We start from the raw sequence: 25,281 nt of genomic DNA, 5'->3' as shown, positions 1-25,281 counted from the left end.
GCTAGCCCTTAGTAAGTTCCTTGATCGACATCGGCACCCTGTGGGTCGCAGGTCTCCAACGCCGCTATCAACGCAGCTGGCGTAGCTCCGGACGCCACCTTGAGGTCACAAAAACCCAGTATGCCAGCCAGTGTAGCCAAACGGCGACTGGAAACGATTAGCGGTTGGTTCAAGGCCGCCTGATTGCACCATTTTGCCAGATGTTCCAGCAGTTCGCTGCTGGTGACGATCAACGCCCGGTAATTACCTGAACAAAGGCGCGTTTGCAGAGCGGGTTCAAGGGGGTGAAACGTGCGTCGATACACCGCTACGCGAGTCACCTGCGCGCCCCGCTCAGCAAGCGTTTCAGCGAGCAGCGGGCGGCCACCTTCTCCCGCCACCAGTAGAATACGCTGGTGCCCTAACTGTTGAAGCGAGGCAAGCGCAAGCAGTGCTTCGCTGGTATCTTCACCTGCACTGGGCGCAGGCACATGCACACGTACGCCCAACTGATCATAAAGCGTTGCCGCGGTGGCGCTGCCAACGCTGTAGTAGTCAATGCCAATGGGCAGCTGTGGCCAGAAGCGATCCAACGCTTCACTTAAGCAAGTGGCCGGAAAGGGGCTGATGACTATTATCTTATGGTACTGATCAATATCCAGCCAGATACGCCGCATTTCAGGGGTTTCTGGCAAGGCTTCGAGTTGCATCACATTGAGTGATTCAACGCTCTCGCCCCGCTCGCGCAGAGCAGCGGCCAGTGCTTCACCTCGCTCGCCAGGGCGGCAGATCAGTACCGGTTGGCTCATATGGCGCGACCGTAAACCTCAGCCAGAATATCGCCAGCGCCTTGGTCGAGCAGCTCTTCGGCAATGCGAATGCCCAGCGCTTCGGGCTCATGCATCGAGCCACGGCCTTCGGCACGCAGCACTTCGGTGCCCTCTGGGTTGCCCACTAAGCCGCGTAGCCAAAGGGTTTCATTTTCAATATCCAGCACCGCGTGGCCCGCAATAGGCACTTGGCAGCCGCCCTCTAAGCGCGTGTTCATGGCCCGTTCGGCGCGCACACGCGTCGCGGTATCCGCGTCATCCAGCGGGGCTAGCAAGGCAATCAGCTCGGGGTCATGCAGGCGGCACTCAATGCCTAGGGCTCCTTGGCCGCAGGCGGGCAGGCACACTTCCGGCGGCAGTGCCTGGGCAATCCGCTCATCCAAGCCCAACCGCTTAAGGCCTGAGGTCGCCAGGATGATGGCGTCAAATTCTCCCGCGTCTAATTTACCTAGCCGCGTTTGTACGTTGCCGCGCAAGTTGAGAATTTGCAGGTCGGGGCGGGCTTCACGCATCTGCAGGCCACGGCGTAAGCTGGCGGTGCCAATTCGTGCCCCTTCGGGAAGCTCATCAATGCTAGAGTAGTGGTTGGATACAAACGCATCGGTAGGGTCGGCCCCTTCTAGGATGACCGACAGGCCCAGCCCTTCGGGAAGAGCATGGGTACATCTTTCATCGAGTGGACGGCAATATCGGCACGGCCATCGAGCATGCGTCCTGGCGTCTTCCAGCTCTTTAACGAACAGCCCTTTACCGCCAATTTTTGAAAGCGGTGTATCGAGAATTTTGTCGCCCTTGGTAGACAGAGCTACAAGCTCGACCTCAAGGCCGCTGTGAGCCGCCATTAAGCGGTCACGAACGTACTCAGCCTGCCACATGGCCAGTTGGCTTTTACGCGTGGCAATGCGCAGTTTGGTGATTGATAGCACGTTATTCTCCCTATACCGCAGACACGGCGAGTCAAGCTATGATAAGTGTCATCATAAAGCACCGAGCGCCACAGTAAAAATAACGGAACTGATTATGCTCCCGTAACGTGCTTTATCCGTCCCCCTAGGAAATTGTATGTCCTCAGTGTTACCCCGCGGCCAGCTTGACCAGTTTTTCCTGCTTTCACGGGATCTGTTCTGCTGTATCGACTTTAAAGGCACGCTGCTGCAAGTCAATCCAGCCTTCGAGACGCTGCTGGGATATACCTCTGAACAGTTGATCGGGCGTTCCTGTGGTGTCGTCATTAACCCCCTTGACCACCCGGTGATCGAGCGGGCGTTACAGCGAGTGCATCAAGGCGAAAAGGTCATTCCTTTTGAGGTGCGCGCTGTTTCCGCAACCGGCAAGCAGCACTGGTTAGAAATTTCGCCGTCGTTGGGAGAGGACGTGATTTACGTAATCGCCCGGGTGATTACGCGGCGTAAAGCTAGCGAACAACAGCTAAAATTATTGGAGCGTAGCGTTGAATCAAGCACCAATGGTGTTCTTATTGTCGATGCTCAGAGCAGCGATCTTCCTCTGGTTTACGTCAACGCTGCCTTTGAACGCATTACCGGCTATTCGCGCAACCAGGCACTGGGCGTAACTGCCGTTTCCTACAGGGGGAAGAGACCGACCCCGCCACCGTCAAGCAGCTACAGGTAGGGATTGCCGAGCAGCGTGAAGTACACGTGGTCATCCGTAACTATCGGCATGACGGCACGGTTTTTTGGAACGACTTGCACATTTCACCTGTACGCGATGAGAACGGCCAAGTGACCCACTTTGTCGGCGTACAGAATGATATCTCTGAACAGCGCGAATATCAGGCTCAACTCGACCATAACGCCCATCACGACGCCTTGACCGGGTTGCCCAACCGCTTGTTACTTGGTCAGCGCTTGGAAGAGGGGGGCGTGATGGCGCGCCGCTACCATCGCTATATAGCCGTGCTGTTTATCGATTTGGATGATTTCAAACCGATAAACGATACCTTGGGCCATGAAGTGGGCGACTTTATTCTGGTTGAAGTGGCCAGGCGGTTGGAGAATGAACTGCGCCCCTGGGACACCGTCGCGCGTTTTGGCAGCGATGAGTTCGTGGTGTTGTTGCCGGATCTAGCCCATCAGGACGATGTGATACAGGTGGTCGAGCGGGTTCTCCAGGGGCTTTCGCCGCCCTACTGGTACCGCGACAGCGAGCTGCGCATCACCGCCAGTATCGGGATTGCCATCAATGACGGCAGCATGGACAACCCCCGCCAGCTTATTCAGCAGGCGGATTTGGCAATGTATAAAGCCAAACGGCGCGGGCGCAATACCTACCACTGGTATACCGAAGACTTGAACCGCAAGGTGAGCGAACGGGTTAGCTTACGCAGCGCGCTACAGCAAGCCATTGAGCAGCAGCAGTTCGAGCTTCATTACCAGCCGCAGATTCACGCGCCAAGCGGTCGCGTGGTGGGGGTTGAAGCGCTGATCCGCTGGCAGCACCCTGAGCGCGGCAATATCCCACCATCTGATTTTATTAGCCTTGCCGAGGATACTAGTCAGATCATTCCCATTAGCGAGTGGGTGTTGGCTACTGCCTGTCGCGATGCCCAGCAGCTCAATGGCCTGGGGTTAGGCGAGATCACCATGGCGGTCAATATTTCGCCTATGCAGTTTCAACGCCCTGGCTTCCTCACCTCCATTGAGCAGGTGCTGGCGAGCAGCGGTCTAACGCCAGCGTTGTTAGAGCTGGAGCTTACCGAGGGGGTGCTGATGGATAGCGCCGAACAAGCAATCCAGGCGTTAAAGAATTTGCGAGCGCTGGGAGTCCTGATTGCACTAGACGATTTTGGCACCGGCTTCTCTAGCCTAAGCTATTTAAAGCGGCTGCCGATTAATCGCATCAAGATTGACCGATCCTTTGTGCGCGATGTGATTTCAGACCGCCACGATGCCGCTATTATCGACGGCGTGGTCGCCATGGCGGGGAAAATGGGGCTCGAAGTGTTGATAGAAGGCGTAGAAACGGCAGAGCAGTTTGGCTACCTGCAGCAGCGTCACTGTGACTACTATCAGGGCTACTACTTTGCCCGCCCCATGTCCCTAAGTGCCCTGCACGCGTTTCTCCACAAACCACCTGCCGTCGTAACGTCACGCTTTTAGCCGCCACAGAAATAAAAACGGCGTGCCGCTGACCGGGGCGACTCTGGTACACTTTCTGCTAACGACTCCATTGTTTTGTCAGCAGGATATATCTTCGATGAGCCAAGCCACGAATCAGTCTTGGGGCGGTCGCTTTAGCGAGCCCACCGATGCCTTTGTTGCACGCTTCACCGCGTCAGTTAATTTCGACCAGCGCCTGGCCCCCCAGGACATCCAGGGCTCCATCGCCCACGCCACTATGCTGGCTCGGGTAGGCGTGCTCACCGATGACGAGCGTGATGCGATTATTAATGGCCTGAACGAGATTCAGGGCGAGATCGAGCGCGGCGAGTTTAACTGGTCGGTGCCGCTGGAAGATGTGCATATGAACATCGAAGCGCGGCTGACTGAAAAGATCGGTATTACCGGCAAAAAACTCCACACCGGGCGCTCGCGCAACGACCAGGTCGCCACCGATATTCGCCTGTTTATGCGCGATGAGATCGACGTTATCGAAGTGGAACTCAAGCGTCTGCGTGAAGGCATGATCGAACTGGCTGATCGTGAAGCCGAGACCATTATGCCCGGCTTTACCCACCTGCAAACCGCCCAGCCGGTCACCTTTGGTCACCATATTCTGGCTTGGCAAGAGATGCTGGCCCGGGATCACGAGCGCCTGCTGGACTGCCGCAAGCGCGTCAACGTAATGCCGCTGGGTGCTGCCGCCCTGGCTGGCACTACCTATCCCATCGACCGCCACGTGACGGCGGAACTGTTAGGCTTTGATCGTCCAACGGAAAACTCTCTGGACGCGGTCTCGGATCGTGACTTCGCCATCGAATTCACCAGCTTCGCCAGCATCCTGCTGATGCACCTGTCGCGCATGAGCGAAGAACTGGTGCTATGGACCAGCGCCCAGTTCAACTTTATCGACCTGCCCGACCGCTTCTGCACCGGCTCTTCGATCATGCCGCAGAAGAAAAACCCCGACGTGCCTGAGCTGGTACGCGGCAAAACCGGGCGCGTGTACGGCCACCTGATGTCGTTGCTAACGCTGATGAAATCGCAGCCGTTGGCTTACAACAAAGACAATCAGGAAGATAAAGAGCCGCTGTTCGATGCAGTAGATACCGTGCGCGACTGCTTAAAAGCGTTTGCCGATATGGTGCCCGCCATTGAGCCCAAGAAAGCCAGCATGTATGAAGCGGCGCGGCGTGGTTTCTCTACCGCGACGGACTTGGCCGACTACCTGGTGCGCAAAGGCGTGGCCTTCCGCGACGCCCACGAAATCGTCGGGCAGTCGGTGGCGTATGGTCTTAAAAGCGAAAAAGACCTGTCTGAGATGAGCCTGGATGAGCTCAAACAGTTCTCCGATACCATCGAGCAGGATGTGTTCGAGGTGTTGACCCTGGAAGGCTCGGTAGCCGCCCGGAACCATATTGGTGGCACAGCACCCAACCAGGTGCGGGCAGCTGCACAGCGAGCGCGTGAGGCGCTGAGTGCGCTCAAGGCGGGCGCATGAAAACGCTGGCAATCATGGCCCTTTCGGCGCTGCTGTTAACCGCGGTTGTCGGCTGTGGGCAAAAAGGGCCGCTTTATCTGCCGGAAGATGCACCCGCTGACGAGCAATCTGCCCAGGCGTCTGAATAGATAGCTGCAGGCCCAGGAGAAGGGGAGAGCACCATGGACTATTTTAATTACCGCGATGGCGTGCTGTATGCCGAAGATGTACCACTGTCACGCATTGCCGACGAGTTCGGCACGCCCTGCTACGTCTACTCAAAAGCGACGTTTGAACGTCACTTTCGCGCCTATACCGAAGCACTGGGTGGCCATCCGCACCTGATTTGTTACGCGGTGAAAGCCAACTCCAACCTGGCGGTGCTGGGCCTGTTGGCCAAGCTGGGCGCGGGGTTCGATATTGTTTCCATTGGCGAGCTTGAACGGGTGCTAAAAGCCGGTGGCGACCCGGCGAAAGTAGTGTTTTCGGGCGTTGCCAAGCAGCCCCATGAAATGGTTAGTGCGCTGGACGTGGGCATTAAGTGCTTTAACGTTGAGTCACGCCCCGAACTTGAGCGCTTGAATCGTGTCGCCGGTGAGTTGGGGAAAATTGCCCCTCTCGTTGCGGGTCAACCCAGACGTGGATGCGGGTACTCATCCGTATATCTCCACTGGTTTGAAGGATAATAAGTTCGGCATCCCGGTGGATGAAGCGCTGGCGGTTTACGAACTAGCCGCAAGCCTGCCCAATTTGCAGGTGAAGGGGCTCGACTGTCACATCGGTTCACAGCTAACTGAAACCGCACCCTTCCTGGATGCCCTTGATCGCTTACTGGTGCTTATGGAGCGGCTGCGTGAGCGGGGCATCGAAATCGAGCACCTTGATTTAGGTGGCGGTTTAGGCGTGCCTTACCGCGATGAAAAACCGCCCCAGCCGTTTGATTACGCTAGCCAACTGTTGGCGCGGCTTTCGCGTTGGGAAGGTGGCGAAGCGCTTACGTTGCTGTTTGAACCCGGTCGCTCCATCGCCGCGAATGCGGGTGTCATGCTCACTCGGGTAGAGTTTCTCAAGCCCGGTGAGACCAAGAACTTCGCCATTGTCGATGCGGCCATGAACGACCTGATTCGCCCGGCGCTGTACCAGGCCTGGCAGGCGATTGTGCCGGTGGATACTCGTCAAACACGCGAAAGCGCCCTTTACGACGTAGTGGGCCCGGTGTGTGAAACGGGTGACTTCTTGGGTAAGGAGCGCGAGCTGGCGATTGACGAAGGTGATCTGCTAGCAGTGCGTTCGGCGGGGGCCTACGGTTTTGTCATGGCGTCGAACTATAACAGTCGTCCTCGCGCCGCTGAGCTAATGGTTGATGGCGACAGCTGCCATGTAGTGCGCGCGCGGGAAACCGTTGCCAGTCTGTGGGCGGGTGAAGCACTGCTGCCCGAAGGGGGGCGTTGATGCTGTTACACTTCACCAAAATGCATGGCCTGGGTAATGACTTTGTCATGGTGGACCTGGTCACTCAGCGCGCCCGGTTGGACGAAGCTCAGATTCGTGCACTGGCAGACCGACGTTTCGGCATTGGCTTTGATCAGTTGTTGCTCGTCGAACCGCCCCGGGATCCAGAGATGGATTTTCGCTACCGCATTTACAATGCTGACGGCAGTGAAGTGGAAAATTGTGGCAACGGCGCACGCTGCTTTGCCCGCTTCGTGCGCGATCAGCGATTGACCCACAAGCATGAAATCCACGTAGAAACCGCCGGGGGCCCGTTAGTGCTGACCGTGCAGCACGACGGCATGGTGCGAGTGGATATGGGTCGCCCGCGGTTTAGCCCTTTGGCGCTGCCGTTCGATGCCCCTGGGGATCAACCCCTGCATCAGTTACAAGTGGGTGATGAAACGCTGCAGATCGGCGTGGTCTCTATGGGCAACCCACATGCTGTGATGCAGGTTGAGAACGTTGATAGCGCCCCGGTGGAACGCCTCGGGCCATTGGTCGAGGCGCATCCCCGCTTTCCCAAGCGTGTTAACGTGGGCTTTATGCAGGTACTCTCGCCCAGTGAGATTCGTTTGCGCGTGTATGAGCGCGGCAGTGGCGAAACGCTGGCCTGCGGTACTGGTGCCTGCGCTGCAGTGGCCAGCGGTATTCGCCAGGGGCTGCTGAAAAGCCCCGTAAAAGTCCATTTACCCGGTGGAGAGCTCAGCATTGAGTGGCCTGACCCTGAAGGGGCGCTAACGATGGTGGGGCCAGCTACACGCGTCTTCGATGGCCGCGTAGCACTTAATTAATTCGGGTATCCGGGTTATCTGGTTGATTGGGAGTCCTGGCCCTACATTCCAGAAGCTTGATAACCCGACGCTGTGCGATGATTATGGATGGCCCGTCCACCAGTTTTCCTGGAAGCCTCGAAATGATAGGAAAATAGATATGCCGGAAACCAAGGAGACTGAGGTGCAGGGTGTCCGCATCCACGAGCGTTTGATCCCCGTCCCCGCATCGATCAGCGCCGAGGCGCGAGGGATGCTGCAAGCCGCCGTACGCCACGACGGCACGCCACTGAATGCGCTCTATCCCTCTCCTGCACCGCAAGATCATGACGGCTGGAGACAGATGCAGGAAGCCGCCGACGTGCACTACGCGGAGGCGGTCAGGGGGCTCGCGGGCGAGGTGGAAGCCGAGATCGAGACTCAGTACATTGGCCCAGCAACCGTGCATATCGCGACGCCGCACGCTCTTCGACACGAAGGCTATGTCTGCATCGATCTCCACGGCGGCGCGCTGGTCTTTGGTGGTGGAGAAGCCTGCCGCCAAAGTGCGCGGATGCAGGCGGACCGGCATGGCATGGTGTGCTTCGGTGTTGACTACCGGATGCCCCCGGATCACCCCTATCCGGACGCTCTGGAGGATTGCATGGCAGTCTACGGACACGCGGTCGAAGCGTACGGTGCTGGTCATGTTATCCTTTGCGGACGCTCGGCCGGCGGCAACCTCGCGATGGCCACGATCCTGCGCGCGCGGGACGAGGGGCTGCCTCTGCCGGCCGCCGTCGTCCTTCTATCCCCGGAAGTCGATCTGACGGAGTCGGGAGACAGCTTCCAGACCAACCGGACCATCGATGTCGTGCTGCCGAATTCCCTGATGTCATGCAACTTGCTCTATGCGGGCGACGCGGACCTGACACATCCCTATGTCTCGCCATTGTTCGGAAAGATGACGACCGACATGCCGCCAATGTTCCTGCAGAGCGGAACCCGTGACCTCTTTCTCTCCAATACGGTACGCCTCCACCGCAAGCTGCGCCAGGCGGGAGTACCGGCAGAGCTACACGTCTTCGAGGCGATGCCACATGGCGGGTTCGGAGGTACAGCCCCCGAGGATCTCGAGCTTGTGCAGGAGGTTACCCGTTTCATCACGGACAATCTGCCTCAACGCAAAGTGTAAAGCCAGCGTCCACGTCATGCGCGATGTCTCCAATGCAGCGTTCAAGGCCCATGCGCTCGATACGGGTATCCGGACCAAATAGTTGACTGCAACATTCTGAGAGGATTAAGAGGTGGATATGCAGAAAGGTTCCATCCACCATTTAATCCGTATACCCATTAATTCGAGGAGAACGGCGATGTCACAAGCCCCCGAACCCCGCAAAACGCTCGAGCCTGATCAAGTGGCGTTCTGGCTGGCGCGCCATCCCGATTTTTTCGTCGGCCGGGAAGGGCTTCTGCAGCAACTGCAGGTTCCCCATCCGCATATCGACGGGTCGGTGTCACTGCTCGAGCGCCTGGTGTTAGATCTGCGTAAGCGCGCGGAAACCGCCGAGGGCCGCCTGGAGCACCTGCTGGAAACTGCTCGCCATAACGAGTCCCAGTACCGCCGGCTGCGGGAAACGTTGATAGCCCTGGTGGAAGCGCCGGATCGCGATGCGCTGGCGCAAGCGCTGGCCACCCAGCTTAGCGAGCGCTTTGAAACCCCGGCCATGGCGCTGTGGTGTCCGGCCACGTTAAGCGATAGTGAACCGACGCCGCCTCAACCGCCACGGCACGTGCTTGATCAACATGCCAGCACACGGCTGTCGGCGCTGCTGGATGGCCGCACCAGCCGCTGTGTGAAGCTTAGCGTCAGCGACTGGAAGTGCTTGCTGCCCCATGTCAAAGCGCCGCGCAAAGCCGGTTCCTGTGCGATTTCACGGCTCTCGGCGGGTGACCCCTTGGGCTATTTGCTGCTGGCCAGCCCCAGCCCCGATGCTTATCGGGCTAGCATGGATACGCTGTTCACTGAGTATTTGGGCGATATCGTCGCGCGCCTGCTGGTGCGCCTGGGCGACTATGGCTGAAACTCTCCCAGCGGAAATAACGATAGCCAAGCGCGTTGAGGCTTTTTTAGCGGCGCTGGCGTCCCATGCTAGCCCTGCCACGGTGGCGGCTTATCAGCATGATTTGGCCGCACTGTGTAACTTCACAGAGCGACGCGATGTGACCAATCCTGCCGCGTTAGATACCGCTCTGCTGCGGGCTTTTCTGGGGTCAGAGCGTAGCCGGGGGCTGGCGCCTAGAAGCCTGGCCCGGCGGCGGGCGGCACTTTCCCGCTTCGCTGATTACCTGGTCAAGCAGGGTGTGCTGGTCGATAACCCGGTGGGACTACTGCGTACGCCCAAACAGCCCAGCCACCTGCCGCGCCCGGTGGATGTCGACGCCCTGGCGCGCTTTCTCGATACCCCCCACGATGGCTCGCCGCTGGGCGTGCGGGATCAGGCTATTCTTGAACTGTTTTATTCCAGCGGCCTGCGCTTAGCGGAGCTGGCGGCGCTTGATTTGGGCGATTTGCAGAATAGCCGGGTAAGAGTGATCGGCAAAGGCGGCAAGCCGCGTCAGGTGCCGGTAGGGCGCCGCGCCCAGCAGGCGCTGGCTGAGTGGCTGGGATGTCGCTCAGCGCTGGCACCTATTACTGAGCAGGCGCTATTTGTGGGCCAGCGCGGGCAGCGCTTGGGCCATCGTGCCATTCAAAAGCGTTTAGCGCAGCTGTCGATTGCCCGTGGCTTGCCCGAACACCTACACCCGCACCGTTTGCGGCACTCCTTTGCCAGTCACCTGTTGGAGTCCAGCCAGGATTTGCGCGCCGTGCAGGAGTTGTTGGGGCACGCCAATCTATCGACCACGCAAATCTATACCCGGCTTGATTGGCAGCATCTGGCGACCAGCTACGACGCAGCGCACCCCCGTGCTAAACGAGGCCCCAACGACAGTAAGAATAGCCCCAGGAGCAAACCATGACGATGCTGCAGGCCATTACCTTCGATTTGGACGACACCCTATGGGACAACCACGGAGTCATGGCGCGTACCGAAGAGGGCCACTACCGCTGGCTACTGGAGGCACTTGAGGCATGGCGAGCGGCACGCCAGGAAACAGCGCTGGCGTTATCCCACGAAAGCGGCGGGCTGGATTATCTGCAGCGCCGTCAACAGTTGGCCAAAGAGGTGCCCGAACGGCGCGGCGACTTCACTTGGCTACGTTTGCGCTCACTGGAGGCCCAGTTAGAACACGCAGGTCTGCACCGCAGTGCTGCGTTGATGTGGGCAGCAGCAGCGATGAATGAGTTTCACCGCCTGCGCGTGCAGGTTACGCCCCATCCAGAAGCGGCCGGACTGCTGGCTGCCCTGGCAGAGCGCTATCAGTTGGCGGCGATCACCAACGGTAATATACATCTTAAACGTCAGCCGCTGGCTGGCTACTTTCCGGTAGCCATTGCCGCGGGCGAGTTACTGGCGCCCAAGCCTGATCCGACGCCGTTCCTCACCGCGCTGTCGCGCTTAAACGTCGCCCCCGAGTGCGCTATGCACGTGGGCGATTCGTGGCAGGAGGACGTGTTACCCGCCCAGCAGCTGGGCATGCACGCGGTATGGATTTCTGAAACAGAGGATCAACCGCTCCCCACGCGCGTGCATCGTATTGCCCATATTAAAGAGCTGCCCAGCATTCTCGAGAAGTTAGAGGCGCATCATTCTGGCGGTGTATACAGCCACTGATTGAGTTTCTGGGACAGCGTATCGACGCCGTCGCGCTTGAGTGAAGAGAACAGCTGAACAGAGACGAGGTCTTCCCACTCTTTCAAGCGTGAGCGCACTTTTTGCAACGCAGCGCTGGCAGGGCCTTTTTTCAGTTTGTCGGCTTTGGTGAGCAAAATATGCACCGGCATTCCGCGCTGGTCAGCATAATCGAGCATCATTTGGTCGAACTCGGTGAGCGGGTGGCGCACGTCCATTAGCAGTACTAAGCCGCGTAGACTGAAACGGTTGCGCAGGTACTCGGCTAGGTGCTTTTGCCACTCTAGCTTGACCGCCTCCGGTACCTTGGCGTAACCGTAGCCGGGTAGGTCGACCAAACGCCGCGACTCGTCGTTCATAACGCTGAAAAAGTTGATCAGCTGGGTGCGCCCCGGTGTGCGCGAGGTGCGCGCTAACGCATTTTGTTGCGTTAATGCGTTGATAGCACTGGATTTGCCCGCGTTTGAACGCCCGGCAAAGGCTACTTCTGCGCCGGTATCGTCCGGGCACAGGGCCAGGGTGGGGGCGCTGATAAGAAAACTTGCCGTCGGGTAGTTCAGCCGAGGGACTGGGCTATCATGGGGGGTAGTCATTGGGTTGATCCTGAAAAACGAACATAAAAGCGGCCTACTCTGCGCACTATCACCTCTCTATCGCTTCGATAAAGTAGAACGCATGATAGCGACTCATGATAGAGAATTGAGAGCAGTACCGCGACGAATTACCCCTAAAGCAGTCCAGCACTTGCATTCCCGCCGCTGGGGTGATTCGTTATAATGCAAGCGGTTTATACCTGCGACCTGGGGCGCTAGTGTACCATCGCGATACGTTGTTGGTATTAGCGAAGGTTGGTATTGGCGGAGCTAACCCTGGTAACTTGTGAAACCTGGGAAGCGCCCAGGGTGCGTACCAGTCAAACATAAAACGGCATAGTGGAATAGCAATGAGAAAGTTACTGGCAAGCCTAGCAATTACCATGGGCGCCGTTGGCATCGCCCACGCTCAAACGGACTATCAAGCTGATGCTGACGCATCCGCTGGCCAGGAAATGGCCCAAACCTGTGCCGCCTGTCATGGGCAACAGGGCATTAGCCCATCGGGCGCTTTCCCTAATCTAGCGGGTCAGCAGATGTCCTATCTGGCGAAACAGATTATGGATATCCGCGACGGCAACCGCATGGTTCCCCAAATGGCCGGTCAAGTGGATGACTTCTCCGACCAGGACGCCTGGGATGTGGCAGCACACTTTGCGCGCCAGGATGCCAACTTGGGCCAGACCAGCGACGAAGACGCTGAGTTGCTGGCTCGCGGTGAAGAGCTTTACCGCGCTGGTGATATGTCCAAGGGCATTCCCGCCTGTTCAGCCTGCCATACGCCAACGGGTGTCGGTATCGGCAGCGCCGTTTACCCCGGTCTATCTGGGCAGCACGCTCAGTACACGGTCTCAACGTTGCAGGCATTCGCCTCAGGTGATCGTAACAATAGCCCCAATAACATCATGGGCGACATCGCTTCAAAAATGAGCGACAACGATATGGAAGCAGTGGCTAACTATGTATTGGGTTTAAACTAAGTGTTGGGTTTGAACTAACGTTCTAACCCTGGGCGTTTAAAACCACACATAGACAGCCTACATACTTCCTTATGCCGTTTGCGGGTTCTCACTAGGCAACGTTCTTGGCAACGTTTGCTAACTGAGGGAACCCGCTAATGTATCCACGGTCTCACCCTTCGCTTACCCATGGAGAAACTTTTACAATGTCTAAAACGCGAGCGATGTTTAAAACGTTAATGGTCGCACTGGCCGGTTTGGGGCTTTCTGCGGCAGTGAGTGCCCAGGAAGTGGTTGAAGGCCAACATTATGAGCTGCTTGAAACGCCGGTAGAAACCCAGGTTGATGACGGGCAAATTGAAGTCACCGAAGTATTTTGGTTTGGCTGCCCGCACTGCTACCGCCTGCAAACGCCGATTAATGAGTGGTACGAGACCCTCGACGATGACGTTAGTGTCGTCAAAATGCCCGCCACCATGGGTGGGGATTGGAATACCCACGCTACAGCATTCTATGCAGCTGAGTCGCTGGGTATCGAAGAGGAGCTACACGCCGACTTCTTTAACGCCATTCATCAGGAAAATCAGTCGCTCACAGAGCCCGATGAGATTGCTGCTTTCTTTGCCAACTATGGCGTCAGCGAAGAAGAGGCCAAGCAAGCGCTGACTGACTTTAGTGTGCGTAGCGAAGTGAATGATGCCAATAACCGCATGCGCAAAATGAAGTTAATGGGTGTGCCTGCCCTGGTGATTGATGGCCGTTTTCTGGTGACGCCGAGCTCAGCCGGTAGCCTGGAAAACATGCCGAAAGTCGCTGAAGCGTTGGTTGAGCAGGTGCGTGAAGAGCGCGCAGAGTAACCGTGTTGCGTGAAGCGAGGGAGCGTGACACAACAGCCATCAATGGCTCACGCTCGACGCTGTTTGAAGATGGGCACTTGCGTTTGCTGACCTTTAATTTGCAGGTGGGCATCCAGACCTCGGCGTACCATCACTATCTTACGCGCAGTTGGCAGCACCTACTGCCCAACCCGCGTCGCCAGAAGCGGCTGGACGTGATGGGCGAAGTGCTGAGCAAGTTTGACGTGGTGGGGCTGCAAGAGGTCGATGGCGGTAGTTTTCGCTCAAGCCGCGTCAATCAGGTGGAGTATCTCGCTGCCCAAGCGGGGTTTCCCCATCATGTTCAGCAGCTCAATCGCAATCTGGGCCACATTGCCCAGCACAGTAACGGTTTACTCTCGCGCTTGGTACCCAGCCAAATAGAAGAGCACCGTTTGCCGGGGCAATGCCGGGGCGCGGTGCGATTCACGCCCGCTTTGGCGAAGGGCCTGATGCGCTGCATATCTTTGTTGCCCACCTGGCGCTAAGCCACCGCGGCCGGTGCGTCAGCTCAACTACTTAAGCGATATCATTCAACCACTGCGCCACGTGGTGGTCATGGGGGATCTCAACTGCACCCCTGACCAACTGCACGCTCACGAGCGTTTTAGTGCGTCGCTACCGCTGCACCCGGTTAAACCCCTGTTCAGTTACCCCTCCTGGCAGCCGCGCCATGCGTTGGATCATATTCTGCTTTCGCAATCGTTAGAGGCCGCCGAAGTGCGGGTGCTGGATCATCTCTTCTCTGACCACCTGCCGATTGCTGTCGATTTACCCTTGCCCGAGGCCTGTTTAGCGGCAATTCGTTCAAGCGTTTAATAATAAGCACGCTGTGCACTCCGTGAGCGCTGCATTGTCCGCGTATATGCGCTATTGTCTGGGACGCTGATCCCCTTAGCCGTTTTACGCGAGACACTCCCATGTCGGACACAACACAACTACCTGCTTTTATTGGTGCGCTGGACCGCGCTTCCGAATGGTTCGGGCGTACCCTTGCGTGGCTGATCATCCTTATGATGTTGATTCAGTTCGCGATTGTACTGCTTCGCTATGCCTTCAGTGTGAATAGCATCTTCATGCAAGAACTAGTGATGTATATGCACGCCAGCGTGTTTATGCTCGCTGCCGCCTATACGTTTCGCCACGACGGCCACGTGCGGGTGGATATCTTCTATCGAGGCATGACCCCGCGTCGCCAGGCGTTAATCAATGTGGTGGGCATTATCACGCTATTGATTCCAGTGATGGTCTTTATCATCGCTTCCAGTCTGGGCTACGTGGCCAACTCCTGGCGTATTCTGGAAACCTCCTCCGATTACGGCGGTATTCCGGCAGTCTACGCTCTGAAAACCTTGATACCGTTGTTTGCCGTGCTGATGATCGTGCAAGGCGTGATTGAAATTGTGCGCAATGGCTACGTGATGACCGGGCGGATAACGCCGGGAGCTGCCGGTGGCAATCACCTTGAGGAGCGTGTTTGATGCTGGAATTTATGCCAGTTATTTTATTTGCCGTTATCTGTATTGTGTTGATGTTCGGCTTTCCCGTGGCGCTTTCGCTGGCGGGCACGGCGCTGCTGTTTGCCGGGATGGGGCTCGGGTTGGAAGCCATCGGTATCGACGCTAACTTTGATAGTGGCTATCTTGCCGCCTTGCCCAACCGGCTCTACGGCATAATGACCAACCAAACGCTGTTGGCGGTGCCGCTATTTGTCTTGATGGGCGTGTTGCTGGAAAAATCCAAAGTGGCTGAGACGCTGCTGGATGCCATGGCCCTGCTGTTTGGTGCCATGCGCGGTGGCCTGGGTATTTCGGTGACCCTGGTGGGTATGCTGATGGCTGCCTCTACCGGTATTGGGGGGCACGGTGGTCACCATGGGGCTGATGTCGCTTCCCACCATGCTCAAGCGTGGCTACAGCACCTCGTTGGCAACCGGCACCATCTGCGCCACCGGCACACTGGGGCAGATTATTCCGCCTTCCATTGCCTTGGTACTGCTTGGTGATGTGCTGTCATCGGCGTATCAGCAAGCGCAGTTGGATATGGGGATCTTCAGCCCTAAAACGGTCTCCGTGGGCGACCTGTTTATGGGCGCGCTGGTGCCTGGGCTACTTCTGGTCGTGATGTATATGGTCTATGTGGCCCTGGTGGCCTGGTTGCGTCCGCATATGGCGCCTGCTGCCGACCGTGAAGAGTTGATGGCCGAGCTTGGTCATACCTCAGGGATTGGCATGCTACTGCTCAAAGGGCTGGTGCCACCGGTGGTGCTGATTGTGGCGGTACTGGGCTCGATTCTTAGTGGTTTTGCCACGCCGACCGAGGCCTCAGCGGTAGGCGCCTTCGGCGCTTTAGTACTGGCGCTGGCTTATCGTCAGCTCGATTGGGCGACGTTGAAGGACGTGCTGCGTTCGACCACTCACGTGACTACCATGGTGTTTTTGATCCTGATCGGTGCAGCGCTGTTTTCGCTGGTGTTTCGCGCTTACGGCGGCGAACACATGGTGACCGAACTGTTCGAGGGTATGCCTGGTGGGGTGGTCGGCGCGACGATCATCGTTATGCTGGTGATCTTTTTGCTCGGCTTTATTCTCGACTTTATCGAAATCACCTTTGTGGTGGTGCCCATTGTCGGGCCGATCTTGCTTGCCATGGGCCTTGACCCGATTTGGCTGGGCATCATGATCGCGATTAACCTACAAACGTCGTTCTTAACGCCGCCGTTCGGCTTTGCGCTGTTCTATCTGCGTGGCGTAGCGCCGCCATCTGTATCTACCTCGGCTATTTACCGTGTGGCGTTATCCCGTTTATCCTAATGCAACTGGGTATGTTGCTGATGCTAACGTTCTTCCCGCAGTTGGCAACGTGGCTGCCAGCGCAGTTTGGCTAATAAAGGGTTAGTTGAAAAACATCGCTGCTATCAACGTTAGAAGTGGCAACCTAATTAATAAGCAGTAAATAGCCATTAATGGCCTGAAGTAAACCGCCTAGTGTTTTCTACGCTAGGCGGAGTATTCCCTACTCATAATAGTAATAATAGAAAGTAAGAGGGTTATTGTATGAAAGCCAAGACACTCCCTACCGCCATCGCCATGACGACTGCACTTTCCGCCAGTTTGTTGGCAGTTTCTAGCGTTGATAATCACGCCCAGGCGCAAGAGGAAGAATTCCGTTGGAAAATGGTCACCTCCTGGCCGAAAAATTTCCCAGGTGTTGGTCAGGGGCCCGAGCGGTTATCCCAGCTGGTCGATGAAATGTCGGATGCCGCCTGACCATTGAAGTCTTCGGTGCTGGCCAGTGGTGCCGGGGTTTGAGGTGTTTGACGCTGTTTCTGACGGTACCGCTGAGCTAGGCCACTCCGCCTCCTACTACTGGAAGGGCAAAGCGCCTGCCGCACAGTTCTTCGCCGCTGTGCCGTTTGGGATGAATGCTCAAGAGATGAACGCCTGCTAAGCTATGGCGGCGGTATGGAGCTGTGGAACGAGCTCTACGATGACTTCGGCGTGACGTCATGGTGGCGGGTGCCTCAGGCGTGCAGATGGGCGGCTGGTACAACAAAGAGATCAACTCGGTTGACGATCTCGACGGACTGAAAATGCGCATGCCTGGCCTGGGCGGCGAAGTAATGAGCCGCATGGGGGTCGCGATTGTGAATATGCCGGGCGGCGAGATCTTTACTTCGCTGCAATCCGGTGCGATTGACGCAACAGAGTGGATTGGCCCTTACAACGACCTGGCATTCGGACTACATCAAGCCGCCGACTATTATTACTACCCAGGCTGGCACGAGCCGACGGTCATGTTTGAGGCAATCGTTAACGAAGAGGCTTTCGCGGAGCTGCCAGCGGATTTGCAGGCGATCCTGCGTACCGCTATTAGCGACATTAACCAGAGCGTACTGGATGAGTACACCGCACGTAACAACGATGCGCTGGAAACCCTGGTGAACGAGCACGATGTTGAGCTACGCCGCATTCCCGATGACGTACTGGCCCAGGCGCGTGAGCACTCTCAAGATGTGGTCGCCGAGCTGGCTGAATCGAGCGAATTAGCTACGCGTATCTATGACTCCTATCAAGCGTTCCAGGAGAAGGTCGAGGATTACCACGCCATCTCCGAGCAGGCGTATTACAACGCCCGCAACCCGGAAGGTGACACCGCGCAATAGTTTGCCGTGCTTGATGCACACTAACGAGCCGCCTTCGGCGGCTTTTGTGTGTCTGGCATGTACGTTTTCGGCAGCATAAGGCGCGCAGCTTGGGTATCCTAGGAGTACAGTGACGTTTTGCCGTGAAGGAGCCCCATGTCTACCCATTCCCCGTCTTCGCAATGTGCTTACCATCGCCGGCTCCGATCCTTCGGGGGCGCCGGGCTGCAGGGGATCTAAAAACCTTTTCAGCCCTTGGCGTTTACGGCACCAACGTGATTACCGCGGTGATTGCCCAGAATACTGCAGGGTGGCCTCGTGTACCCGTTTCGCCCCAGGCCATACGCGAGCAGTTGGAACACTGCTGGATGTTGGGTGATAGACGCGGTTAAAATTGGCATGGTGGCGAGCCGTGAAGTCGCCGAGGTTATTGCTGATGTGCTGCGTCAGCGCCGCCCACGCTGGATTGTGCTCGACCCTGTGATGGTCGCCAAGAGCGGGATGTTCTGGTCGACGACGCCGGTATTCATGCAGTGCGCGATATTCTCGTGCCGCTAGCCGATGTGATTACCCCAATCTGCCGGAAGCCGCGGTATTGCTCGACACGCCGTCGCCCACCAGTTTAGACGCCATGGAAGCGATGCTGCCGGGGTTAACGCAATTGGGCGCGCCCTATGTGGTGCTGAAAGGCGGCCATCTGCGCGGGGCAACCTGCCCAGACTTGCTGGCAACCCCCAATGGTCATGAGTGGTTGCCCGCCTCGCGAATCGATACCGACAATTTGCACGGTACCGCTGTGCGCTCTCCTCAGCGATCGCCGCCTGCTTGGCGAAGCTACCCGGGATGCGAAGGGGACGCCCCGGTAGCCGCTATCAGTGATGCAAGCAGTGGCTGCATGCAGCCCTGGAGGCGAGCGTGCGCTTAAACGTGGGGAAAGGACGCGGCCGGTGCACCATTTTCACGCTTGGTGGTGATGCTAGCTGTAGCCAGTGGCATTTGGGCAACAGTGCTTGCGAGAATGGACATTGCACACCATGCTAAGAGTGTTTGCTTAACGGCTTGTAAGGCTGAGCTGCTCAGCCGAGGAGCGTTTCGCCATGCCTCGCACCATTCTGTTTGCCACCGATCTTTCCGCTGATAATCGCGCCGCTTTTGCTCGGGCGTTACGTTTGGCCTATGCCCAGGGTGTTCAGCTAGACGTGCTGCACGTGTTGGATCCTTACCTACCCAGACGTGTGCTGCTGGATGTCGAGAGCGCGGTAGTGGAAGACATCACTACCATGTTGACGGATCTACGCGAAGACTACGCCCTAGAGGCGCCGAAAACGCTGATCCAGACCGTGACCGGCTCGCCTCACGTTGAAATCGTCCGCGAAGCTCATGAGCGCAACGCCGAGCTGATTGTGTGGGCATGCATCGCAAGCGCGGGCAAAAAGACCTGCTGGCGGGTACCACGGTAATGCGCGTGCTGCGCAGTGCACCATGCCCTGTGGTGGTCTCTTCTCACCAGCCGACCCAGCCCTGGCAGCATATTTGGTGCCCATCGATTTTTCACTGACGGCGCGGCATACCTTGAAAGAGGCGCTGATTCGCTTCCCTGAAGCCACGCTGACCCTGCTGCACGCCTGGACACTGCCCGGCGAGCGCGAGTTGGGTTCGCAAGCCTATTACGCTCACTGGCGTGAACATGAAGTGCAGCGCCTGCGCGAGCAGTTGAGTAACGAAGTCGATAGCCTGATGCGCGAGTTAGAAGGAGTGCCTGATGTGGAGTTGGTGTTAGAACAAGGCGCGCCCTGTGATGTGCTGCAAGCATATATGAAGCGCCACACGCCCGATCTCGTGATGATCGGCAGTCGCGGTCAGCCCCATCACACCAGCCAGCTAACCGAGATGCTGCTGTGTGAACCGCACTGCGATCTAATGCTCTGCCGTGCTTGGTAACTCTGGGTGAAGCGTTTCGCGATGCCCTGCTAGGGAAAAATTAACGAACGGTCGTTATAATGGCCGTTTGCTAGTGGGGAGAGGCGTTTTGAAGGCACTCATTCAGCGCGTGAAGCGCGCCAGCGTGGAAGTGGAGGGCGAAATCGTCGGCAGTATCGACCATGGACTGCTGGCGCTGATAGGAGTGGAGAAGCACGATGACGGGACTAGCGTGGAAAAACTGCTGCACAAGCTCCTCCACTACAGGGTATTCAGCGACGCCGAAGGTAAAATGAATCACAACCTGCAGCAGGTGAACGGTGGTCTGTTGCTCGTCTCCCAGTTCACCCTGGCGGCGGATACCCGTAAGGGGCTGCGGCCGGGCTTCTCCAGCGCCGCTCCTCCCGCCCAGGGTGAAGAGCTGTTCAACTTGCTGGTTACCCAGACCCGTACTGCCTGGCCGCACGTCGCCACCGGTGAATTTGGCGCTGATATGCAGGTGGCGCTAATTAACGATGGCCCGGTAACGTTTTTGTTGGAAAGCTAGCCCTATTGTTGAGTATTCGCTTTCCGCTAACTAGCCGCCTCTTCACTGGCGAGCAGCTCTGCTTCCATTGTCTCCAACGCCTCTTCGGCGCTGAGCCACTGCCGCTCTGATTCATCCAGGCGCGCTTTAATCTCTGCCTGCTGACTCAGCGTCTTGGTCAGTTCGGCTTTGCGGCTGCTGTCGGTGTAGAGCTCTGGGTCTGCCAGCACTTGTTCAACCTTATCAAGCTCGTGTTGGGCCTTCTCCATGGCTTTTTCTGCTTGGTCGCGCTGCTTTTTCAGTGGGCGCAGCTTCTCGCGCAGTTCGGCAGCCGCTTTGCGGGATGCTTTGCGCGCTTCTCGGCTGTCGCCGCTAGGCTGCTGGTTCTGGCGCTCGGCTTTTTCACCGCGGGAATCCCGACGGCTCTCTTCCAGGCGCGCTTTAAGCCAAGCCCGGTAATCTTCCAAATCACCATCGAAGGGCTCGACACGGTGATCCGCCACCCGCCAGAACTCATCGACCGTGGCGCGCAGTAAGTGACGGTCGTGGGAGACCAGAATAACCGTGCCTTCGAAGCTTGCCAGCGCTTGGGTCAGCGCCTCGCGCATCTCTAAGTCCAGGTGGTTGGTGGGCTCATCGAGCAGCAGCAGGTTGGGTTTTTGCCAAGCGACGAGGGCCAGCGCCAGGCGGGCTTTCTCACCTCCAGAGTAGTTGGCGACTGTGCCGAAGGCGTCATCACCCTTAAAGCCAAAGCCGCCCAGGAAGTTGCGGATATCCTGATCGCTGGCGGTGGGTGAGAGGCGCTGGATATGCACAAAGGGCGTCGATGAAACATCCAGGCTCTCAAGCTGATGCTGAGCAAAATACCCAATCGCCAAATGCTCGCCGGGTACACGCTTGCCGTTAAGCAGCTCAAGCTCCCCGGTGAGCGACTTAATCAGCGTTGATTTACCTGCCCCGTTGGGGCCTAGCAAGCCAATGCGGCTACCGGGCAGCAGGGTGATGTTGACCTTGTCTAGCTGGATGTTGTCGTCACTGCCGTCGCCCTTTTTACCGCGATAGCCTAGCTGCGCCTGGTCAAGCACCAGCAGAGGATGCGAGGTTTTATCGGCGGCGGGCAGTGTAAAGTGGAAGGGGGAGTCCACATGGGCGACGGCGATATCTTCCATGCGCTCGAGCATTTTTACCCGGCTTTGTGCCTGCTTGGCCTTGGTCGCCTTGGCTTTAAAGCGGGCGATAAAGCGCTCGATCTCTTCCCGGCGGGCTTGCTGCTTGGCGGCTTCAGCCTGTTGCAGAGCAAGCTTTTCGGCGCGAGTGCGCTCGAACTGGGAGTAATTGCCGCGGTATAGCTCCAGGGTTTGTGGTGCATATGCACGATGTGATCGCATACGGCATCTAAAAAGTCACGGTCGTGGGAAATCAGCAGCAGGGTGCCAGGATAGCGGGTTAGCCACTGCTCCAGCCACAGCAGGGCATCTAGATCCAGGTGGTTGGTAGGCTCATCCAGCAGCAGTAGGTCGGAAGGCATAAACAGCGTACGAGCAAGATTGACCCGCATCCGCCAGCCGCCGGAAAACGCCGAGAGCGGGCGGGCGAGGTCAGCCTGGACGAAGCCCAGCCCCACCAGCAATTGCGCCGCACGCGACTCCGCACGGTAGCCATCCAGGGTCTCAATCAAACCGTGCAGTTCGGCTTCGCGGTGGGCTTGCCCGGCTTCCTGGGCGGCCAATAAGTCAGCTTCTGCTTGGCGTAGCGCCAAGTCGCCATCGAGTACATACTCGATAATCGGGCGGTCGAGGGCGTCAACTTCCTGGGCCATATGCGCAATGCGCTGGCCGCCACTCATCTCGACATCGCCCTGGTCGGGCGCAAGCTCGCCGAGCAGCAGTTTGAATAGGCTCGATTTACCGGCGCCGTTTGCCCCGATAATCCCGGCCTTTACCCCGTTATTAAGGGTAATGTCCGCGTTGTCGAGTAGCGTTTGCGTGCCGCGTTGCAGGGCGACTTGGCGCAGTGCGATCATGCCTTCTCCCGAAGAAAGTGGGTCATTTGATGCGATATTCTATTACGCTTGATTCTACCCGATTGCAGCGCCTACAGCAGACACCGTTATGGGATTTTGCACTGACGCTCTACGCTAGACCCGGCGTTGAAGCAGCCTGTCTGAAGCTTCAAGAGGAGGCCGGGCTGGATGTGTGCGAGATGCTGTTTCATTGCTGGCTCTACTCTTGCGGTCTGGAAGCCGAGCCTAGAGCGCTGGCTTACCAGCGTGAGCAGCGTCACCTTTGGCAGTGCCATGTAACGGAGGTATTGCGTGGGTTACGCCAAGACTTAAAAGCCTCAGCGGCAGAAAGCGAGTCCGTAAAAGCGCTGCGCGAGACCATCAAACAGGCCGAACTGATGGCTGAGCGTGAGAACCTTCAACGTTGGCAAGCGTGGGCTTCGGCCTCGCCCAGCGATGAGGAACGTGTGGTTAACGTTGTTGAAATGTCGCTAGATGTAGATAAGTGGCTGCTAAAACAACTGTTTTTAGGACGGTGTGCCCGTCAAGGCGAGGGTGGCATAAAGGAGCAAAATGAGTGGCTTGATTCGCTACAAACGCTTACTTGCCAGCTTGACCCTCACCAAGGAGCGCGCTAGCCTGAAATTAAGCTGTATTTGAAATACCTAGCGCTATTCGCCCGCTAGAACGCAGTATAGAGCAGCACCATTGCCGGTTGGCGAACACCGGTTAGCGAACAACAGTGTCGTGTTGAGATACGCGAGGCTTATCCAGGTTCTTGCGCACTCGTAAAGCGCGCTTACCACTGCAAGGGGAACACCGCATGAAGGCAAGCAAATTCGTTTCTACACGTTCTGTAACTACAAAGTTAATGACCACGGCAAGTGTGGGTGCACTGCTGTTTGGTCTAAGCGCCGCTGCTCAAGCAGACAACTGGCGCTATGCTCACGAGGAGTATGAAGGCGACGTTCAAGACGTCTTTGCCTATGCTTTTAAAGAGTACATTGAAGATAACTCAGACCACACCGTGCAGGTTTACCGCTTTGGTGAGCTGGGCGAGTCTGATGACATTATGGAGCAGACTCAGAACGGTATTCTGCAGTTTGTAAACCAGTCGCCTGGCTTTACCGGTGCGCTTATTCCGGAAGCGCAAATCTTCTTTATTCCTTACCTGCTACCGACCGACGAAGAGACCGTACTGACGTTCTTCGACGAAAGTAAGGCTATCAACGAGATGTTTCCTGAGCTTTACGCCGAGCAAGGCCTAGAGCTGCTGAAGATGTATCCGGAAGGCGAAATGGTCGTGACGACCGACGAGCCTATTAGCTCACCGGAAGATATGGATAATAAGAAAATCCGTACCATGACCAACCCGCTGCTGTCGGAGACCTACGACGCCTTTGGTGCAACGCCGACACCGTTGCCTTGGGGTGAAGTCTACGGTGGTCTGCAGACCGGCATCATTGATGGTCAAGAGAACCCGATTTTCTGGATCGAGTCTGGCGGTTTGTACGAAGTCTCTCCGCACCTGACGTTTACCGGTCACGGCTGGTTCACTACTGCGATGATGGCCAACCAAGACTTCTACGAAGGTTTGTCTGAAGAAGATCAAACGTTGGTGAATGAAGCCTCTGAAGCTGCCTATGACCACACTATTGAGCATATCAAAGGCTTAGCTGAAGAATCATTAGCGAAAATTCAGGAAGCATCTGATGAAGTGACGGTGACACGTCTCGACGAAGAGCAAATTCAAGCTTTCCGTGAGCGTGCCCCGCAGGTCGAAGCCTTCCTGGAAATGACCGGTGAAGGTGGTCAAGAGCTGCTCGAGCAGTTTAAAGCTGACCTTGAAGCCGTAACAAACGAGTAATTAACCTCAAAGCCGCATTGGCGAATGGTTGATTGATCAAGGGGCAGCAAAGGCTGCCCCTTTTTGTTTTGCGGCGGTTAGGCGGGGGCTACTCGGGCTGGGGTTTGACATCGTTACCGTTGGGTTACGTACATCTAGCGTTGAATCATCGGCGGCCGCAAGCCGTTACGCTTTAGTTAACTCCTCGCCTTGCACGAGGTAAGACTTGTCTAGCAGCTCTGGTTTAGGCAAGTTGGGAAATAGGCGGGTTTGACGAGATAGCTTGGATTGAGATAGCTCTGGAATAACGCTGGTGTTTTTGTGCCTACGGCACGAACTGTTGCCGTTAGAGCCGTCAAAAGGAGTCCGGCCATGACCGATGACGAGATGGAAAAGAGTTACCGTTCCGGCTTGCCGGGGGTACTAGGCGTGATCGACACTGCAATTAGCAAAATAGAAGCCGTGATTCTCGCGATGGGTGTTTTGCTAATGGCGCTGAATACGGTCACCAACGTGGTTGCCCGCTTTGTATTTGGCAACAGCATCATGTTCTCCGGTGAGCTAAACCGCATTTTGATCATCATGATTACCTTTGCGGGTATTGGCTATGCAGCCCGTCATGGTCGTCATATTCGCATGTCGGCTATCTATGATGCGCTGCCGGTAGGTGGGCGCAGAGCGCTAATGATCTGCATCGCGCTGTTCACATCGCTAGTGATGTTTTTCCTCCTCTACTACTCGATCGTTTATATCCTGGATCTGCATAGCAAAGGCAGGGTGTTGCCCTCCTTGGGCTTGCCGGTGTGGATCATTTACCTATGGGTGCCGATGGGCTTTTAATCACCGGTATTCAATACTTGCTGACCGCGGTTAAAAACTTCACGTCCCACGATGTCTATCTCTCGACGGGCGTGGTGGATGGATATAAAGACACCGAAACAGAAGTCTAACGCGGGGCACTGCACCCTAGG

General features: G+C 56.9%; 18 protein-coding genes and 9 pseudogenes. 23 read left to right on the top strand and 4 right to left on the bottom strand.

Features of this window, described 5'->3' with window-relative positions:
* Positions 1–8: 8 nt before the first annotated feature.
* Entirely contained in the window at positions 9–788 is a 780-nt protein-coding gene (locus tag FDY98_RS15275; protein ID WP_027957995.1) for a uroporphyrinogen-III synthase, read from the bottom strand.
* Positions 785–1,735 (bottom strand): hydroxymethylbilane synthase, encoded by a 951-nt coding sequence (hemC, locus tag FDY98_RS15270; RefSeq protein WP_340146593.1) that lies wholly within the window; start codon positions 1,733–1,735, stop codon positions 785–787. The genes FDY98_RS15275 and hemC overlap by 4 nt, the downstream gene beginning before the upstream one ends.
* Before the next feature lie 136 nt (positions 1,736–1,871).
* Between hemC and FDY98_RS28330 the strand changes: the two genes are divergently transcribed.
* The 11 genes and pseudogenes from FDY98_RS28330 to FDY98_RS15230 all read left to right on the top strand — a co-directional run bounded on the left by FDY98_RS28330 (position 1,872) and on the right by FDY98_RS15230 (position 11,427).
* Complete coding sequence (locus tag FDY98_RS28330; protein ID WP_340146592.1) at positions 1,872–2,441, top strand: PAS domain-containing protein; 570 nt, start codon at positions 1,872–1,874, stop codon at positions 2,439–2,441.
* A pseudogene (locus FDY98_RS28325) lies at positions 2,435–3,043 on the top strand (diguanylate cyclase domain-containing protein); the annotation flags it as partial. The gene FDY98_RS28330 and the pseudogene FDY98_RS28325, both read left to right, overlap by 7 nt.
* The gene (locus FDY98_RS28320) at positions 3,023–3,928 is read left to right on the top strand and encodes a putative bifunctional diguanylate cyclase/phosphodiesterase (RefSeq protein WP_340146897.1); all 906 of its coding nucleotides are present in this window, start codon (positions 3,023–3,025) and stop codon (positions 3,926–3,928) included. The pseudogene FDY98_RS28325 and the gene FDY98_RS28320, both read left to right, overlap by 21 nt.
* 97 nt (positions 3,929–4,025) lie before the next feature.
* Positions 4,026–5,429 carry an argininosuccinate lyase gene (argH, locus tag FDY98_RS15260; protein ID WP_022521219.1) on the top strand — a complete coding sequence of 468 codons (1,404 nt, stop codon included), beginning with the start codon at positions 4,026–4,028 and terminating at the stop codon, positions 5,427–5,429.
* Positions 5,426–5,557 carry an LPS translocon maturation chaperone LptM gene (gene lptM / locus FDY98_RS28315; RefSeq protein ID WP_022521220.1) on the top strand — a complete coding sequence of 44 codons (132 nt, stop codon included), beginning with the start codon at positions 5,426–5,428 and terminating at the stop codon, positions 5,555–5,557. Before argH ends, lptM begins: the two co-directional genes overlap by 4 nt.
* A gap of 33 nt (positions 5,558–5,590) precedes the next feature.
* Positions 5,591–6,860 (top strand): annotated as a pseudogene (lysA, locus tag FDY98_RS15255) (diaminopimelate decarboxylase).
* Positions 6,860–7,693, top strand: a complete 834-nt coding sequence (gene dapF / locus FDY98_RS15250; RefSeq protein ID WP_022521222.1) for a diaminopimelate epimerase — start codon at positions 6,860–6,862, stop codon at positions 7,691–7,693. The pseudogene lysA and the gene dapF overlap by 1 nt, the downstream one beginning before the upstream one ends.
* 139 nt (positions 7,694–7,832) lie before the next feature.
* On the top strand, positions 7,833–8,846 hold the full coding sequence (locus FDY98_RS15245) for an alpha/beta hydrolase (RefSeq protein WP_027957992.1): 1,014 nt from the start codon (positions 7,833–7,835) through the stop codon (positions 8,844–8,846).
* A gap of 178 nt (positions 8,847–9,024) precedes the next feature.
* Entirely contained in the window at positions 9,025–9,735 is a 711-nt protein-coding gene (locus FDY98_RS15240) for a DUF484 family protein (protein ID WP_027957991.1), read from the top strand.
* Positions 9,728–10,672, top strand: a complete 945-nt coding sequence (locus FDY98_RS15235) for a tyrosine recombinase XerC (RefSeq protein WP_027957990.1) — start codon at positions 9,728–9,730, stop codon at positions 10,670–10,672. Before FDY98_RS15240 ends, FDY98_RS15235 begins: the two co-directional genes overlap by 8 nt.
* On the top strand, positions 10,669–11,427 hold the full coding sequence (locus FDY98_RS15230) for an HAD family hydrolase (protein ID WP_027957989.1): 759 nt from the start codon (positions 10,669–10,671) through the stop codon (positions 11,425–11,427). Before FDY98_RS15235 ends, FDY98_RS15230 begins: the two co-directional genes overlap by 4 nt.
* Here the strand turns inward: FDY98_RS15230 and yihA are convergent.
* A complete protein-coding gene (gene yihA / locus FDY98_RS15225; protein WP_009286228.1) occupies positions 11,400–12,038 on the bottom strand; it encodes a ribosome biogenesis GTP-binding protein YihA/YsxC in 639 nt (212 codons plus the stop codon). The two genes, FDY98_RS15230 and yihA, sit on opposite strands and share 28 nt — an antisense overlap.
* A 350-nt stretch (positions 12,039–12,388) precedes the next feature.
* On the opposite strand from yihA, the gene FDY98_RS15220 reads away from it, so the two are divergent.
* From FDY98_RS15220 to dtd, 9 genes and pseudogenes are all read left to right on the top strand, one after another.
* Positions 12,389–13,018 (top strand): c-type cytochrome, encoded by a 630-nt coding sequence (locus FDY98_RS15220; protein WP_022521226.1) that lies wholly within the window; start codon positions 12,389–12,391, stop codon positions 13,016–13,018.
* A 203-nt stretch (positions 13,019–13,221) separates the two neighbouring features.
* Positions 13,222–13,854, top strand: a complete 633-nt coding sequence (locus FDY98_RS15215; RefSeq protein WP_027957988.1) for a thiol:disulfide interchange protein DsbA/DsbL — start codon at positions 13,222–13,224, stop codon at positions 13,852–13,854.
* A gap of 38 nt (positions 13,855–13,892) precedes the next feature.
* Positions 13,893–14,691 (top strand): annotated as a pseudogene (locus FDY98_RS15210) (endonuclease/exonuclease/phosphatase family protein).
* A 101-nt stretch (positions 14,692–14,792) separates the two neighbouring features.
* Positions 14,793–15,353, top strand: coding sequence for a TRAP transporter small permease subunit (locus FDY98_RS15205; RefSeq protein ID WP_009286227.1), 561 nt, complete (start codon positions 14,793–14,795; stop codon positions 15,351–15,353).
* A pseudogene (locus FDY98_RS15200) lies at positions 15,353–16,759 on the top strand (TRAP transporter large permease). The gene FDY98_RS15205 and the pseudogene FDY98_RS15200 overlap by 1 nt, the downstream one beginning before the upstream one ends.
* Positions 16,760–16,928: 169 nt before the next feature.
* A pseudogene (locus FDY98_RS15195) lies at positions 16,929–18,037 on the top strand (TRAP transporter substrate-binding protein).
* Positions 18,038–18,172: 135 nt separating this feature from the next.
* Positions 18,173–18,990: pseudogene (thiD, locus tag FDY98_RS29610) on the top strand (bifunctional hydroxymethylpyrimidine kinase/phosphomethylpyrimidine kinase).
* A gap of 123 nt (positions 18,991–19,113) precedes the next feature.
* Positions 19,114–19,957: pseudogene (locus FDY98_RS15185) on the top strand (universal stress protein).
* A gap of 88 nt (positions 19,958–20,045) precedes the next feature.
* Positions 20,046–20,483 carry a D-aminoacyl-tRNA deacylase gene (dtd, locus tag FDY98_RS15180; RefSeq protein WP_027957985.1) on the top strand — a complete coding sequence of 146 codons (438 nt, stop codon included), beginning with the start codon at positions 20,046–20,048 and terminating at the stop codon, positions 20,481–20,483.
* Between the two features lie 26 nt (positions 20,484–20,509).
* Here dtd and FDY98_RS15175 read toward each other — a convergent pair.
* Positions 20,510–22,485 (bottom strand): annotated as a pseudogene (locus FDY98_RS15175) (ATP-binding cassette domain-containing protein).
* Between the two features lie 29 nt (positions 22,486–22,514).
* Between FDY98_RS15175 and FDY98_RS15170 the strand changes: the two are divergent.
* The 3 genes and pseudogenes from FDY98_RS15170 to FDY98_RS15160 all read left to right on the top strand — a co-directional run bounded on the left by FDY98_RS15170 (position 22,515) and on the right by FDY98_RS15160 (position 25,260).
* Positions 22,515–23,102: a TIGR02444 family protein gene (locus tag FDY98_RS15170; protein WP_035539269.1), complete on the top strand. Its 588-nt coding sequence runs from the start codon at positions 22,515–22,517 to the stop codon at positions 23,100–23,102.
* A 185-nt stretch (positions 23,103–23,287) separates the two neighbouring features.
* Positions 23,288–24,331, top strand: coding sequence for a TRAP transporter substrate-binding protein (locus FDY98_RS15165; RefSeq protein ID WP_155705945.1), 1,044 nt, complete (start codon positions 23,288–23,290; stop codon positions 24,329–24,331).
* 351 nt (positions 24,332–24,682) lie between these two features.
* A pseudogene (locus FDY98_RS15160) lies at positions 24,683–25,260 on the top strand (TRAP transporter small permease).
* Positions 25,261–25,281: the final 21 nt, after the last annotated feature.

Origin of the sequence: Halomonas sp. PA16-9 (assembly GCF_009728585.1) — a bacterium.
Lineage (GTDB): Bacteria > Pseudomonadota > Gammaproteobacteria > Pseudomonadales > Halomonadaceae > Vreelandella > Vreelandella titanicae.
This window is presented reverse-complemented; position numbering and strand designations above follow the sequence as displayed.

Coding starts and splice junctions, on each gene's coding strand:
- FDY98_RS15275 (WP_027957995.1), bottom strand. CDS start 788: ATGAGCCAACCGGTACTGATCTGCCGCCCTGGCGAGCGAGGTGAAGCA.
- FDY98_RS28330 (WP_340146592.1), top strand. CDS start 1,872: ATGTCCTCAGTGTTACCCCGCGGCCAGCTTGACCAGTTTTTCCTGCTT.
- FDY98_RS28320 (WP_340146897.1), top strand. CDS start 3,023: ATGGACAACCCCCGCCAGCTTATTCAGCAGGCGGATTTGGCAATGTAT.
- argH (WP_022521219.1), top strand. CDS start 4,026: ATGAGCCAAGCCACGAATCAGTCTTGGGGCGGTCGCTTTAGCGAGCCC.
- lptM (WP_022521220.1), top strand. CDS start 5,426: ATGAAAACGCTGGCAATCATGGCCCTTTCGGCGCTGCTGTTAACCGCG.
- dapF (WP_022521222.1), top strand. CDS start 6,860: ATGCTGTTACACTTCACCAAAATGCATGGCCTGGGTAATGACTTTGTC.
- FDY98_RS15245 (WP_027957992.1), top strand. CDS start 7,833: ATGCCGGAAACCAAGGAGACTGAGGTGCAGGGTGTCCGCATCCACGAG.
- FDY98_RS15240 (WP_027957991.1), top strand. CDS start 9,025: ATGTCACAAGCCCCCGAACCCCGCAAAACGCTCGAGCCTGATCAAGTG.
- FDY98_RS15235 (WP_027957990.1), top strand. CDS start 9,728: ATGGCTGAAACTCTCCCAGCGGAAATAACGATAGCCAAGCGCGTTGAG.
- FDY98_RS15230 (WP_027957989.1), top strand. CDS start 10,669: ATGACGATGCTGCAGGCCATTACCTTCGATTTGGACGACACCCTATGG.
- yihA (WP_009286228.1), bottom strand. CDS start 12,038: ATGACTACCCCCCATGATAGCCCAGTCCCTCGGCTGAACTACCCGACG.
- FDY98_RS15220 (WP_022521226.1), top strand. CDS start 12,389: ATGAGAAAGTTACTGGCAAGCCTAGCAATTACCATGGGCGCCGTTGGC.
- FDY98_RS15215 (WP_027957988.1), top strand. CDS start 13,222: ATGTTTAAAACGTTAATGGTCGCACTGGCCGGTTTGGGGCTTTCTGCG.
- FDY98_RS15205 (WP_009286227.1), top strand. CDS start 14,793: ATGTCGGACACAACACAACTACCTGCTTTTATTGGTGCGCTGGACCGC.
- FDY98_RS15170 (WP_035539269.1), top strand. CDS start 22,515: ATGCGATATTCTATTACGCTTGATTCTACCCGATTGCAGCGCCTACAG.
- FDY98_RS15165 (WP_155705945.1), top strand. CDS start 23,288: ATGAAGGCAAGCAAATTCGTTTCTACACGTTCTGTAACTACAAAGTTA.